Genomic DNA, 13551 nt, shown 5'->3' with positions numbered 1-13551 from the left:
GGTTCGGGGTGGGCGGGGCGCGCGGCCGCTACTCCACGCGGCGCAGGGCGTCCGCCGGGCGCAGCCGGGAGGCGCGCCAGCCGCCGAAGGCGCCGGCGACCAGGCCGCCGGCCACCGCGAGGCCCACCGCCAGCGCGATGGTGGTGACGCTGACCGGGGCGGTGAGGGCGACCTCCAGCGTCTTGGCCGCCTGCCGGCCGCGGCCGCCGAAGCCACCGCCGCCGCCGAACCCGCCGCCCCCGAAACCGCCGCCGCCCCCGCCGAAGCCGCCGCCCGTGCCGCCGAGCTGCGCCTGGAGGGTGGGGCTGATCGCGGTGACCGCGTACGCCCCGGCCAGGCCGAGCGCGATGCCGAGGGCGCCGCCGACCAGGCCGTTGACCATGGCCTCACCGGCCACCTGGCGCACCACCCGGCCCGACTTCCAGCCGAGCGCCTTCAGCGTGCCGAACTCGCGCACCCGGCGGGAGACGGCGGCCGAGGTGAGCAGCCCCGCGACCAGGAACGCGGCGATCAGCACGGCGATGGACAGCCAGCGGCCGACCTTGGTGGCGAGCGAGGACGCGGTGGACAGCGAGCCGGAGACCGTCTTGGCGAGGTCGGCGGAGGTGGTGACCGTCGTACCGGAGACGTTCTTCTGGATGGCGCTCTTGACGGCCGAGATCTGCTGGGAGTCGGTCGCCCGGACGTAGACCGTGGTGACCTTGTCCTTCTCGTCCGCGAGGGTCTGGGCGCGCTGGAGCGGGATGTAGAGGTTGGCCGCCGCGTCGCCGCTGTCGGCGGTGGCGATGCCGATCACCGTGAACTTGGTGCCCTTGACGGTGACGGTCGAACCGGTCTTGTACTTCTTGGTCTTGGCGTAGGCCGAGTCGACGACGGCCACCTTGGCGTCGGTCTCGGACGCCTTGAAGGTACGGCCGCTGGTCAGTTTGGAGGAGGACAGCGGGCCGAGCGCGGTGCGGGTGACGTCGGTGCCGAAGACGGTGTACTGGTTGATGTCGAAGTCGGCGCCGCCGCCCCGGACTTCGCCCTGCGGCTGGCCGTAGCCGCGCGAACGGCCGCCGCCGGAGCCGCCGTTCTGCTGGAACTGGCCCCGGGTGAACTGCCCGTTCACCTTGAACACGTTGAGGCTGAGGCCGCCGGTGGCCGCCGAAACCCCCTTCTGCGCCGCGACCTTGGAGACGGTCGAGGAGGAGAGGGTGGTGAAGCCCTGGACCATGACGCGGTCGCTGCTCTGCTTGGAGTCGTCGCTGCCGCGCGCGTCGAACTTGAAGCGGGGGCGCCCGGAGCCGCTGGAGTCGGGCGTCGACGCCTTGGTGACGGTCATGTCCGTGCCCAGGCCGTACAGCGACTGGAGCACCTTGTCCTGGGCCGTACTCATGCCGCTGGAGACGGAGTTGACCACGATGACCAGGGCTATGCCCAGCGCGAGACCGGAGGCGACGACGAGGGCCGCCCTTCTACGGCGGCGCAGTTCGCGCCTCAGGTAGGTGAAGAACATGGCGGCACGCTAGGAAAGTTGCCTGATGGCTTGCTGAGGCCGCCATAAGAGGGGGATGAGAAGCGCCGGGAACGCCGATGCCGCCCCGGAGAGGGGCGGCATCGGTGCGCTCGGGTCTGCCGGGAGGCGGTGGGGTCAGACCGCCGAACCGGCCTTCCACTGGGCCCAGTCCATGTTCCAGCCGTTGAGGCCGTTGTCCGGGGCCACCGTCTTGTCGCCGGTGTTCTTCAGGACCACCACGTCACCGACGAGGGAGTTGTTGAACATCCAGGCGGCCGGGGTGTTCGGGTCGCCCGCGCCCTTGGTGTCCGACAGGCCCACGCAGCCGTGGCTGGTGTTCACGCTGCCGAAGACGGACTTCGCGCCCCAGTAGTTGCCGTGCAGGAAGGTGCCGGAACTGGTGAGGCGGATGGCGTGCGGCACGTCCTTGATGTCGTACTCGCCCTTGCCGTCGTCGTCCGTGAAGCCGACCGTCGCGCCGTTCATGCGGGTCTGCTTGAACTTCTCGGACATGACCATGATGCCGGCGTAGGTCTTGTGCTCCGGCGAACCGGCCGAGATCGGGATCTGCTTGATGACCTTGCCGTCGTGCGTGACCTTCATCTGCTTGGTCGCCGCGTCGACGTAGGAGACCTGGTTGCGGCCGATGTGGAAGGTGATCGTCTTCTGCTGGACGCCGTAGACGCCGTTGGCGCCCTCGACACCGTCGAGCGCCAGCTTCAGCGTGACGGTGGAGTTCTCCTTCCAGTACGTCTCCGGGCGGAAGTCGATGCGGTTGGCCCCGAACCAGTGGCCGACGACCTCCTGGCCGCTGCTGGAGGAGACCGTGATCCCCTTCTGCACGGCGGACTTGTTGGTGATCGCCTTGTCGAAGTTGATCGACACCGGCATGCCCACGCCGACGGTGCTGCCGTTGTCGGGGGTGAAGTTGCCTATGAAGCTGTTCGCCGGGGCGACCGTGGTGAAGGAGGCGTTCTCGTGGGCGACACGGCCCTTGGAGTCCTTCGCCTCGGCCGCGACCTTGTAGGTGGTCGAGCGCTCCAGCTGGGCGCTGGGCTTCCAGCTCAGCTTGTCCGCGGACAGGGCGCCCGCCACGTCGTGACCGTCCGAGGTGGTCATGTGCACCTCGGTCAGCTCGCCCTTGGCCACCTTGACGGTGGCCGAGTTGTTGATGGAGGCGTTGTTCGAGCCGTCCTTCGGCGTGATCGTGATCTGAGCCTCGGACGACTTCGCCGCCGCGGCCTCGTCGGCCTTGGCCTGCGAGCTGTCGCCGCCGTCCGCCGCGCTGGCGTTGCCGCCGCCGGAGCAGCCGGTCAGAACGAGCACACCACCGAGCAGTGCGGACGCGGCCGTGAGGCCCTTGCGCCGCTTACTGTCCGTCATCACACGCTTCTCCATCGTTGCCGAATCCGAAAACCCCGAGAGTCCCCGCTGGAAGATTTCAACGTCGCGGCCACACCGTCCCGTTCCCCGTCGGGGGGATGTGTGGGACACGCCACCCTCGACCGAGGGGGCCCGATGTGCCGCGCTCTTCTGTACAGACGAGAGAACCCGGACGGTGGTTGCCGTCCGGGTTCACGGATGCCCCGGGACGCTCAGCCGATGCCGTCTTCCTCGTCGTCGTCCGCCCCATCATCCTCGCCGAGGTCCCACTCCGGCGAATCCGGGTCGTAGTCGATCTGCTCGCTGGACCAGGAGGCCTGCTGGAGCTCGACTCCGGGTACCCCGCTGACCAGCCCGAACGGGTCGGCGAGATACGCGAGAGCCTCTTCGGTGTCTTCCGTCACAGCGGACTCGGCGTGCGCCCGCTCGGCCTCCGGCACGTCCGGATCGCCCGCCAGGCGGTTCACCGCGGCCTGCGTCAGCTCGTCCGCGTCGGTCACCTCCAGGATCAGCTCCACCTGAAGTCGTACAAAACGTGATGTCTTTTCAGCGTCCATGCTGTGAGCCTAGGGCCGAAACCTGTCGTGACTTTCCTGTGACCCGCGATTTTCACTAACATCGCTCCACACGGCCAATTCGCCAGTGCCGCAAGGGGGATCGATATTCCGTGTCATCCGCTCGCCGTCCGCTGCTGACCGCCACCGCCGCGGGCACGCTGCTGTGCGCTCTGTGGTTCGTCCCGTCCGCGAACGCGTCCCAGGACGGCCTTCCGAGAAACGTGGTGGCGCAGTCGGCCGTCACGGGCCCCTCGACCCAGATCACCCAGCAGACAGTCATGGTCTCGGGTGACACCGGGCGGCAGGTGACGGAGGAGACCGAACTCGCCGACACCGGAAGCTTCGACACCACGCCGTACGTCGTCACCGGCACCCTGCTCCTCGCCGTGGGCGCCGGATTCGTGGTGTATTCGGTACGCCGGGAACGGCTGGGTTTCTGAGGTTTCCGGGATTTTCGGGACTCCCGGGGCTTGTGTGGCTTTCGGGGGTCCTGAGGCTTCTGGCGCTTTCGGGGTTCCCGGGCTTTCGGGGGTTCCTTTTCCGGGGCGGCAATTCCCGCTCCGGGCCCGCCCCGCGTTTTCCGGCCGGCGGACCTACCCGCGCTGTCAGCCGTGCGCCGACTGTGCGTGCCGGGGCAGCAGGCCCACCAGCAGCAGGGTGAGGACGTTCAGCGCGGCCGCGATGCCGAAGACCAGCTCGGCCGCGTCCAGGTACGACGACACCGGCCCGCTCCCGGCCCGCGCGAAGAACACCGTGCCGAGCGCGGCGACACCGATCGCGCCCGCGAACTGCTGCACGGCGTTGAGCAGGCCCGCGCCGGTGCCGACCTCCTCGGGGGTGGCGTCGCCGATGATGAAGTCGACCAGCGGGACGAACACCAGCCCCGAGCCGAAGCCGGTGATCAGCAGCGCGGGCGCCAGCGTCCAGACGGTGACGTCCGCACCCCAGTGGGCGACGGACCACCACAGGGACAGCAGGCCCACCACCGCGACGGACAGCCCGAGGCGCAGGCTCGCGCGCCCCAGCTTCTCGGCCAGTACGGCGCCCGCGAGCAGGACGGCGACGGCGGTGCCGAGCGCCCAGGGGATCAGCGTGAGCCCGGTGCGCAGCGGGGTCCAGCCCAGGCCCTGCTGGAGCAGCAGGTTGACGACCAGGACGAACGCGCTGAGCGAGGCGTAGAACCCGGCCACGACCGTGAGCCCGACGACGAAGCTGCGCTTGCGCAGGAGCGAGGGCGTGACGACCGGGTGGTCGCTGCGCCGCTGGGAGACGGCGAAGAGGGCGAACAGGACGACCGCGCCCGCCATCATGACGTAGGTCCAGGCGGGCCAGCCGAGGTCGCGGCCCTCGATGAGCGGGACGATCAGCAGGGCGGAGGCGGCGGTGAGCAGGGCGACGCCGGTGAGATCGAGCCGGGCGGTGCGGTCCTCGCCGCCGTGGTGGGGCAGGACGCGGTGGCCGAGGGCGAGGGCGGCGAGGCCGAACGGCACGTTGATCAGGAAAATCGAGCGCCACTGGCTGCCGAACAGGTTCAGATGGAGCAGCCAGCCCGCCAGGATGGGGCCGCCGACCATGGTCAGCCCCATCAGCGGGCCGACCGGGGCGAGCGCGCGGCGCAGGTGCTTCGGCGGGAACACCACCTTCATCAGGGCGAGGCCCTGCGGGATCATCACCGACCCGAACAGGCCCTGGAGCGTGCGGGCGACGATCAGGAAGACCGCGTCCGGCGCGAGACCGCAGGCCAGCGAGGCCAGGGTGAAGCCGGTCATGCCGAGCAGGAAGAGCCGCCGCCGGCCGAGCAGGTCCCCGAGCCGCCCCGAGGTGACGAGGCCGAGCGCGAAGGCGGCGGTGTAGGCGCTCAGCACCCACTGGACGGTGACCTGTCCTGCGCCGAGATCGGCGCGGATGGCGGGTCCGGCGAGGTTGGCGACGCTGGAGTCGATCAGATCCATGACGTCCGCCAGGACCACGACGACGAGAACGAGCCACGCGGTGCGCAACGGCAGCGTGGTGGTGGGAGGCGCTTCGGAGGCGCGCTGATTGATGGACACGAACGGTGTTCTACTCCGGAACAGTGTTCGTATCAAAACGAATGGCGTTCCAAGTGATGCAGAACACTGTTCGCCCGTTCGCTAGACTGCCCCCATGTCACCGACTCCGCAGCAACGGCGCGCAGCACGGCACGGCGCCGGCTCCAGCACCTCCGCGACGCGGCGCGGACCGTCCGGCGGGCGCAAGAAGCCGATCACGGTCGACGCCATCATCGACACCGCGTTCGGCATCGTGGAGCGGGAGGGCTACGCGGCCCTGACCATGCGGCGCGTGGCCACGGCCCTGGAGACGGGACCGTCCTCGCTCTACGCCCACGTGGTCAACAAGGAGGACCTGGACGAGCTGCTCATCGGCCGGCTGTGCGCGGAGATCGAGCTGCCCGAGCCGGACCCCGCCCACTGGCGGCGGCAGATCACCGACGTCTGCGTCCGGCTGCGCGACCAGTACCTGCGCTACCCGGGCATCTCCCAGGCCGCCTTCGCCGCCGCCCCGTCCCACCTGGACACCCTGCGCGTCGGCGAGGGCATGCTCGCCATCCTGCTCGCCGGGGGCATCGCACCGCAGGCCGCCGCGTGGGCCATCGACTCCCTGATGCTCTACGTCAACGCCTACAGCCTCGAAGTCTCCCTGGCGGACACCCGCCGGGGCCGCGCGGAAGACGGCACCGACGGCGAGGGCTGGGTGGTCGGCCGTGACGAACTGCTGCGCCGCTTCGCCGCGTTGCCCGACACGTTCCCGCAGACCAAGCGCCACGCGGCCGAGTTGACCGCCGGAACCGTCCACGACCGCTTCGACTTCACCATCGGCCTGATGCTCGACGGGCTGGGGGCCTCGGAGGGGTGAACATCACGTACGTCCGTTTGACGATCCTTTGACCGAGCGCGCATAGTCCGCCCCATGAGGAGATCACCGGGCGTACGGCTGTGCGCCACCGCCGCCGTGAGCACGCTGTCCGTCGCCCTCGTCACGGGCTGCTCCGGATCGGGCCCGGGATCGGGCTCCGGTTCCGGCACACGCGGCCGGGCGCCGAACGCCGCCGCGCTGGCCCGGCTGGTGATAGCCGAGGGCGAGCTGCCCGGGTACGAGATACGGCCCACCGACCCCGGTACGACCGCCGGTGACCCGCCGGAATCCGCCGGGGCCGCGTGCCGCCCCCTGCTCCCGCTCCTCGCCGGCACCGCGCCGGGCACCCCGAAGGCCCAGGTCAGCCGCACGGCGGCGGAGAAGCGCGACCCGGGGACCCCCGCGACGGCCCTGGACGGCCTGTCCGAGGACGAGGCGGAGGACGCCGTGCGCCGGAGCATGGACCGGGACGTCACGGTGGTCACCCTCGCCTCCTACACCGGCAACGGCGCCCACCGCGCGCTGCGTTCGGTCTCCGGCGCGGTACGGGCCTGCGCGGACGGCTTCGGCGGCACCGGCCCCGGCGCGCGGCGGACGTTCACCGCGTTCACCCGCGAACACGCCTCGGACACGGGCGAGGAGTCGGTGGCGTTCGCGGCGGCGGCCGGTGACACGGCGGGGGGTTCGGCGGGCGCGGGCTCGACGGCCGAGGGCTCGACGGATGGCGGCTCGGCGGGCGGGAGTTCGGCGGGCGCGGGCTCGACGGATGGCGGCTCGGCGGGCGAGAGTTCGGCGGGCGCGGGCTCGGCGGGCGGCGGCTCGGTCCACTTCCAGGTGGTCCGGCACGGCAGCACGCTCGCGACATACATGACGGTGAACGTCGGCGCGATGATGGCGCGTCGGGCCTACGCGGTCCCGGCCCGGGTGATGGGCGCGCAGGCGGCCAAGCTGCGCTGACGGGAAGGGGCCCCGCCCGGACGGACGGAGCCCCCGCTTCCCGACTGCCTTACCGCAACGGCCCGGTGACCGTCTCGGCGGCCGCGACGACCCCGCCCGCGCGGACGAACGCCTCGGCGGCCGCCAGGTCGGGCGCGAGGAAGCGGTCCGGACCCGGACCCTGGACCCCGGCGGCCCGCGCCGCGTCGATCACGGCCCGCGAGGCGGGCGCCGCCTCCAGACCCTCGCGCAGCTCGACGGCGCGCGAGGCGGCGTACAGCTCGACGGCGACGATCCGCGTCAGGTTGTCCACGGCCGTCCGCAGCTTGCGCGCGGCCGACCAGCCCATGGAGACGTGGTCCTCCTGCATCGCGGAGGACGGGATCGAGTCGGCGGAGGCCGGTACGGCCAGCCGCTTCATCTCGCTGACCAGCGCGGCCTGCGTGTACTGGGCGATCATCAGCCCCGAGTCCACACCCGCGTCGTCCGCCAGGAAGGGCGGCAGGCCATGGCTGCGGTTCTTGTCGAGCAGCCGGTCGGTACGCCGCTCGGCGATGGAGCCGAGGTCGGCGGCGGCGATGGCGAGGAAGTCCAGGACGTAGGCGACCGGGGCGCCGTGGAAGTTGCCGTTGGACTCCACGCGTCCGTCGGGCAGCACGACGGGGTTGTCGACGGCGGCGGCCAGCTCGCGCTCGGCGACCAGGCGGGCGTGCGCCATGGTGTCGCGTCCGGCACCGGCGACCTGCGGCGCGCACCGCACCGAGTAGGCGTCCTGGACGCGGGGGGCGTCGTCCTGGTGGTGCCCGGTGAGCTGGGAACCCTTCAGCACCGCGAGCATGTTGGCGGCGGAGTCGGCCTGGCCCGGGTGCGGGCGGATGGCGTGCAGCTCGGGCGCGAGCACCTTGTCCGTGCCGAGCAGCGCCTCCAGGCTGAGGGCGGCGGTGACATCGGCGGACTTGTAGAGCGTGTCGAGGTCCGCGAGGGCCATGACCAGCATGCCGAGCATGCCGTCGGTGCCGTTGAGAAGGGCGAGCCCCTCCTTCTCGCGCAGCTCGACGGGCTGGATGCCGTGCGCGCGCAGCAGCTCGCCGGCGGGACGCACCGTGCCCTCGGCGTCCTCGGCGTCACCCTCGCCCATCAGGGTCAGCGCACAGTGGGACAGCGGCGCGAGGTCACCGGAGCAGCCGAGCGAGCCGTACTCGTGCACGACCGGGGTGATACCGGCGTTCAGCACGTCCGCCATGGTCTGCGCGACCTCGGGCCGGACACCGGTGTGCCCGGAGCAGACGGTCTTCAGCCGCAGGAACATCAGCGCCCGCACGACCTCGCGCTCGACCCTCGGCCCCATGCCGGCGGCGTGCGAGCGGACGATGTTGCGCTGGAGCTGGGCCCGCAGCTCCGGGCTGATGTGCCGGGTCGCCAGGGCGCCGAAGCCGGTGGAGACGCCGTAGACCGGGTCGGGCTTCGCGGCGAGCGCTTCCACGATCTCGCGGGCGGCCGCGAGGGCCGCCACCGCCTCGGCCGACAGCTCGACGCGGGCGCCGCCGCGCGCCACGGCGAGCACGTCGGACGCGGTCACGCCGGAGGTCCCCACCACCACAGTGTGCATATCCATATTCAGGAGCGTACGCATTGAATTCGGCGCTGTCACCAGTGGATTGCCCCCTCACCCCTTACTTCTCCTGTGCTCCCGCTCACGAACACCCGCCCACGGAGATCACCCGCGGGGACCGCCCGTGGAGACGGCCTCCGCCCTCACGGCAGCCGCCCCCGGAAGCGGCGGCGCTCGGGCCGGGCGGGCGACGCCTCGTCCGCCAGCCGGACCACCGGGTCGTCCGGCCCCTCCCGCCCCGCCACCACCGGCCGGTCGGCCCGCTCGGCCTTGGCCCGGTACTGCGCCGCGTCCGCCAGCCGGAACAGCCGCCGCGCGTCGTACACCGGCCCGATCGCCTCCTCCGTCGAGGCCACCCCGCACGCCACGCCCTCGCCCAGCTCCAGCTCACCGGCCCTGCGGCACAGCTCGTCGGCCGCCTTCACCACGTCGTCGGCGGGCGCCCCCACCGCGAGCAGACAGAACTCGTCGCCGCCGAGCCGCGCCACGAGCGCCCCCGGCACCATCGCCCCGCACAGCGACAGCACCGACCCGAACCGCTCCAGCAACCGGTCCCCGACCGCGTGCCCGTGCGTGTCGTTGACCCGCTTGAGCCCGTTCAGATCGCACACCACGAGACTGACGGGCACACCCTCCGCGCGGTGCTGCTCGACGGCCTCCTCAAGGCGTACGTCCACGGCCCGCCGGTTGGCGAGACCGGTCAGTGCGTCGGTGAACGCGAGCCGGTTCGCCTCTTCGAGCCGCTCGGTCTGCGCGAGCCCCGCCGCCACGACCGCCGCGAGCACGGTGGCGAAGTCGGCGTCGGCCCGGCCGAACACCGGCGCGCCGTCCGCCCGCGCCACATACAGCTCGCCCCATGCCCTGCCGTGCAGCACGACCGGCGCGACGACACAGCAGCCCCGGCCCCTGCGGCGCAGGGCGGCGACCCGCTGGTGGAAGTAGCCCGGCGTACCGGCGGCCGGCCCTCGCGCCGTCTCCACCCACGCGTTCGGCTCCCCGCCCCCGGCCCACCGCTCGTGCAGAAACTCGGTGATCTCCGGGAACTGGTGCACCGGATACGCCTCCGCCTCCGGAAACTCCTCCTCGTCCGCCGCCCGCTCCCCCACGTTCACCAGCACCCGCAGCCGTCCCCGCTCCCGCTCCCACACCGACAGCGCGGCGAAACTCCCGTCCAGCGCCCGGCACGCCCCGGCCGCCGCCGCCCGCCACGACTCCGGCCCGGTACGCGCCGCCGCCATCCCCTGAGCCAGCGCCACCACAGCGGCAAGCCGCTTGTCCTCACCCATTACTCCAGGTTAGGCACCAATTGCTCCGCCGGTATCGCAGGCAGGGCGCTCAGGTGGGTTGTGCAGAGCGGGCCGACTTGTAAAGCACCGACCAGGGGCAGCTTCCTTGCTTTCAGCTTTCAGGAGCGCGGAGAACTACGCGAGTGGCCACAACGACACGAAAGCCGAACCCACCCAGCCCAGCCCAGCCCACCCAGGGGCGCGAGGAACTGCGCGAGTGGCCACAACGGACGCGAAAGCCGAACCCACACAGCCCAGCCACCCCAGGGGCGCGGGGAACTGCGCGACCAGCCCCAACGAACCCGCACCCCTCACTCACCAGGCCACACAGGCCTCCGCTTGTCGTTGAACGCCGCCACCCCCTCCGCCCGGTCCCCCGAGAACGCCGTCGTCCGCCACGCCGCGTCCTCCACCTCAAGACCCGCCCGCAGATCCAGCCCGACACCCAGCCGCATCGCCCGCTTCGCCGCCCGCAGCCCCACCGGCGAGTTCCCGGCGATCCGCGCGGCCAGCGCCAACGCCTCGTCGCGATCACGGCCCGGCTCCACCACCTGGTCCACCAGCCCCAGCCGCCCCGCCTCGTCCGCCTCCACCCGCCGGGCCGTGAAAATCAGCTCGGCCGCGCGCGCCGCGCCGACCCGCCGGGGCAGCAGCTGCGTACCGCCGCCGCCCGGGATCACGCCCACCGACACCTCCGGCAGCCCCACCACCGCCGTACCGTCCGCGACGATCAGGTCGCAGGCGAGCGCCAGCTCGAAGCCGCCACCCAGCGCGAAGCCGTGCACCGCCGCGATGGTGGGCATGGGCAGCTCAAGCACCCCGGTGTAGGCGGCCCGCGCCACCGGCCGCTGGCGCATCAGGTCCGCGTCCGTGAAGGAGTTCCGCTCCTTGAGGTCCGCGCCGACGCAGAACGCCCGTTCGTGCGAGGAGGTCAGGACGACCACGCGCGCCTCCCGGTCAGCGGCCAGCGCCGCGCACGCCGCCGTGAGCGAGCGGGCCATCTCCGTGGAGACCGCGTTCATGGCCTTGGGCCGGTCCAGCACCAGTTCCGCCACCTGCCCGTGCCGCCGCACCAGCACGAACTCCCCGAACCGCTCCTCGCTCATGACACCCTCCGGTTAACGCGGGTTAACTGAATCCGCCTCGATCATCGCAGCCCCGCCGGCCCCAGGGGAAGGCCGGCCGACCCTGACGTTCCCCTGGCTCGACCCTGAGGCCGCCCTACACCCGTTCGAGTGACATCCCGTTCGACTCCTCCCACACCGCCCACAGCAGCGCATAACGTGCGCGGCGGGGAGGGATGACATGACGCCGAAGACTTCGAAGACGCCGGGGACATCGCGGGACGGCGGTTCCGGCACGCCGTCGAACGCCCCCGCCCCCGGCCGCGCTCCCAGCAACACCCCCAGCCGCACGCCCGGGCGCGCCCCCAGCAACACCTCCGGCCAGACTCCCGCGCGCACCCCCAGCCACACCCCCGACCGCGCTCCCACCAAACCGATCGCGATCACCCTGGCCGACCTGCCCGACTCGGCCGAGGCCGAGGACGCCGTCGTACCCCCGCCGCGCCGGGGCCGGCACCGCCGTCCCCGTCCCCGCAAGGTGCTCCTCGCCGCCGGTGGCCTCGCGCTCGCGGCCGGGGTCCTGAGCCTCGTACGCGTCGCCCCGGAGTCCGGCCTCGCCGGGCCCGCCACCGCCGAGGCCGAGCCCCGGCACGCCTGGGGTGCCGAGGGGACCGGCGAGTCACCCGCCGCGTCCGCCACGCTCGCCGCCGCACCCAAGGCACTCCCGTCGGCCGCGACGGCCCTGGACGGCAGGCACCCCGCGCCGACCGGTACGCCGACCGCCACCACGGCGTCTTCGCGCGCGGCCGACGGCAAGGCTTCTGAAGAAACGGTCGGCCAGGACACCTCCGGGACCGACACCCCACGCGGCCCGAACACCGGAACCGGCACCGGAACCCGTACCGACACCGACCCCGGCACCCAGCCCCACGACGCCCCGCACACCACCGCCCCCGGCCCCGCACCCGCGCCGGAACCCGCCACCACGGACCCCGCACCCGCGCCGTCCCACACCGCGGCCCCCGCACCGGAACCGGCCCACAGCACGCCCCCGCCGAAACAGAGCGGAGTCTGCCTGCTCGGGCTGTGCCTGCGACTGGGCGGCTCGTGAGGCGCCGTACCGTCCGTACGGTACGGACCGTCCGTACGACCGGTCAGGAAGGGCGGCGCGAGAGCAGCCAGGGCTCGACCACGCCGAGGCCACGTACCGGCCGCTGCCACATCGGCTGGAGCGCGAAGCGGTAGGCGGGCGGCTCCTCGCCCTCCTTCTCGGCGGCGGCCACGGCTTCGGCGGCATCCGCCTCCGAGGCGGGCGCGACGCCGGAACGGATCAGTTCCTCGGCGAAGGCGCTGTCCACCAGTACGGCGTCGCGCGGGGCTATCGAGGTCAGCCGGGAGGCGAGGTTCACGGTCGTACCGAACACATCGCCCATCCGGGTGGTCACCGTGCCGAACGCCATGCCGACGCGCAGCTCGGGCATCGTCTCGTCGTTCGCCAGCGTCTCCACCAGGCGCAGCGCGATGTCGGCGGCGAGGGGGGCGTCGTCCGCGACGTACAGCACCTCGTCGCCCAGGGTCTTGATCAGCCGGCCGCCGCGCGCGGCCACCAGGTCGGCGGCGGTCGTCTCGAACGCCTCGACCAGCTCGCCCAGCTCCTCCTCCTCCATCCGCCGGGTCAGGCGGGTGAAGCCGACGAGGTCCGCGAAGGCGACGGCGAGACGGCGGTCGACCATCTCGGCGTCGTCCACGGTCTGCATGACGCGGCCGGCCGAGGCGGCGAGCTGGCGCCGCCAGACGTAGACGAGGAACTCCTCCAGCTCGGGCAGGAGCAGCTCGATGATCGGGTACGTCACCTCGGTACGGGTCATGCCCGGCTCGGGGGGCTCGGTCAGGCCCTCCAGGAAGGAGTCGATCTGCCATTCGGCCAGCCGGGCGGTGGTCTGTCCGGTGGACCGGGCGACCTGTACGGCCATCGCCTCGCTGAGCAGGCCCGCCTCGACGAGACCGGCGAGCCGTCGCAGGGCGAGTACATCGGCCTCGGTGAGCGCCTTGGCCTGGCCGATGTCGGCGAAGCCCATGGCCCGCCAGAATCGGGAGGCCAGCTCCATGGAGACACCGGCGCTGCGGGCGGCCTGGAAGGGGGTGTAGCGGCGCTCGGCGCCGAGGATCAGCTGTTCGAGGCGGAGGGCGAGCGGGTCGTCGCCGGGATCGGGGGCATCGGGGTCCACCCGGCCCTCCGCGCCCGCGCCGGAGCCCGTGTCGTCGACGCTCACGCCTGCTGCCCTTCCGATCTGCCGCGGTCAGGTCCGACCGGCCTCAA

At 72.4% G+C, this 13551-nt stretch carries 12 protein-coding genes; 4 read left to right on the top strand and 8 right to left on the bottom strand.

What is annotated here, in order from left to right:
- Positions 1-28 precede the first annotated feature (28 nt).
- From AB0898_RS08755 to AB0898_RS08745, 3 genes are all read right to left on the bottom strand, one after another.
- Positions 29-1498: an ABC transporter permease gene (locus AB0898_RS08755; protein ID WP_366802116.1), complete on the bottom strand. Its 1470-nt coding sequence runs from the start codon at positions 1496-1498 to the stop codon at positions 29-31.
- Between the two features lie 135 nt (positions 1499-1633).
- Positions 1634-2881 (bottom strand): Ig-like domain-containing protein, encoded by a 1248-nt coding sequence (locus tag AB0898_RS08750; RefSeq protein ID WP_366802115.1) that lies wholly within the window; start codon positions 2879-2881, stop codon positions 1634-1636.
- Positions 2882-3093: 212 nt separating this feature from the next.
- Positions 3094-3438, bottom strand: a complete 345-nt coding sequence (locus tag AB0898_RS08745; RefSeq protein ID WP_366802114.1) for a hypothetical protein — start codon at positions 3436-3438, stop codon at positions 3094-3096.
- Positions 3439-3548: 110 nt separating this feature from the next.
- Between AB0898_RS08745 and AB0898_RS08740 the strand changes: the two genes are divergently transcribed.
- Complete coding sequence (locus AB0898_RS08740; RefSeq protein WP_366802112.1) at positions 3549-3878, top strand: hypothetical protein; 330 nt, start codon at positions 3549-3551, stop codon at positions 3876-3878.
- Between the two features lie 165 nt (positions 3879-4043).
- Here AB0898_RS08740 and AB0898_RS08735 read toward each other — a convergent pair whose 3' ends face one another.
- Positions 4044-5489, bottom strand: coding sequence for a DHA2 family efflux MFS transporter permease subunit (locus AB0898_RS08735; RefSeq protein ID WP_366802111.1), 1446 nt, complete (start codon positions 5487-5489; stop codon positions 4044-4046).
- A 94-nt stretch (positions 5490-5583) separates the two neighbouring features.
- Here AB0898_RS08735 and AB0898_RS08730 point away from each other — a divergent pair, with 94 nt between their 5' ends.
- Together AB0898_RS08730 and AB0898_RS08725 are read left to right on the top strand one after the other, a co-directional pair.
- Positions 5584-6333: a TetR/AcrR family transcriptional regulator gene (locus AB0898_RS08730; RefSeq protein WP_366802110.1), complete on the top strand. Its 750-nt coding sequence runs from the start codon at positions 5584-5586 to the stop codon at positions 6331-6333.
- Between the two features lie 54 nt (positions 6334-6387).
- Positions 6388-7290, top strand: a complete 903-nt coding sequence (locus AB0898_RS08725; RefSeq protein ID WP_366802109.1) for a hypothetical protein — start codon at positions 6388-6390, stop codon at positions 7288-7290.
- A gap of 49 nt (positions 7291-7339) precedes the next feature.
- Here AB0898_RS08725 and hutH read toward each other — a convergent pair whose 3' ends face one another.
- The 3 genes from hutH to AB0898_RS08710 all read right to left on the bottom strand — a co-directional run bounded on the left by hutH (position 7340) and on the right by AB0898_RS08710 (position 11273).
- Positions 7340-8878 carry a histidine ammonia-lyase gene (gene hutH, locus AB0898_RS08720; RefSeq protein ID WP_366802215.1) on the bottom strand — a complete coding sequence of 513 codons (1539 nt, stop codon included), beginning with the start codon at positions 8876-8878 and terminating at the stop codon, positions 7340-7342.
- Positions 8879-9024: 146 nt separating this feature from the next.
- On the bottom strand, positions 9025-10167 hold the full coding sequence (locus AB0898_RS08715) for a GGDEF domain-containing protein (RefSeq protein ID WP_366802108.1): 1143 nt from the start codon (positions 10165-10167) through the stop codon (positions 9025-9027).
- 311 nt (positions 10168-10478) lie between these two features.
- Positions 10479-11273 (bottom strand): enoyl-CoA hydratase-related protein, encoded by a 795-nt coding sequence (locus tag AB0898_RS08710; protein ID WP_366802107.1) that lies wholly within the window; start codon positions 11271-11273, stop codon positions 10479-10481.
- A gap of 199 nt (positions 11274-11472) precedes the next feature.
- Here AB0898_RS08710 and AB0898_RS08705 point away from each other — a divergent pair, with 199 nt between their 5' ends.
- Positions 11473-12342, top strand: a complete 870-nt coding sequence (locus tag AB0898_RS08705) for a hypothetical protein (RefSeq protein ID WP_366802106.1) — start codon at positions 11473-11475, stop codon at positions 12340-12342.
- Between the two features lie 43 nt (positions 12343-12385).
- Here AB0898_RS08705 and AB0898_RS08700 read toward each other — a convergent pair whose 3' ends face one another.
- A complete protein-coding gene (locus AB0898_RS08700) occupies positions 12386-13504 on the bottom strand; it encodes an adenylate/guanylate cyclase domain-containing protein (protein WP_366802105.1) in 1119 nt (372 codons plus the stop codon).
- Positions 13505-13551 lie beyond the last annotated feature (47 nt).

The sequence above is a fragment of the Streptomyces sp. NPDC005435 genome, assembly GCF_040703155.1.
Taxonomy (GTDB): Bacteria; Actinomycetota; Actinomycetes; order Streptomycetales; family Streptomycetaceae; genus Streptomyces.
The sequence above is the reverse complement of the archived record's forward strand: the minus strand, read 5'-3'. Positions and strand labels throughout refer to the sequence as shown.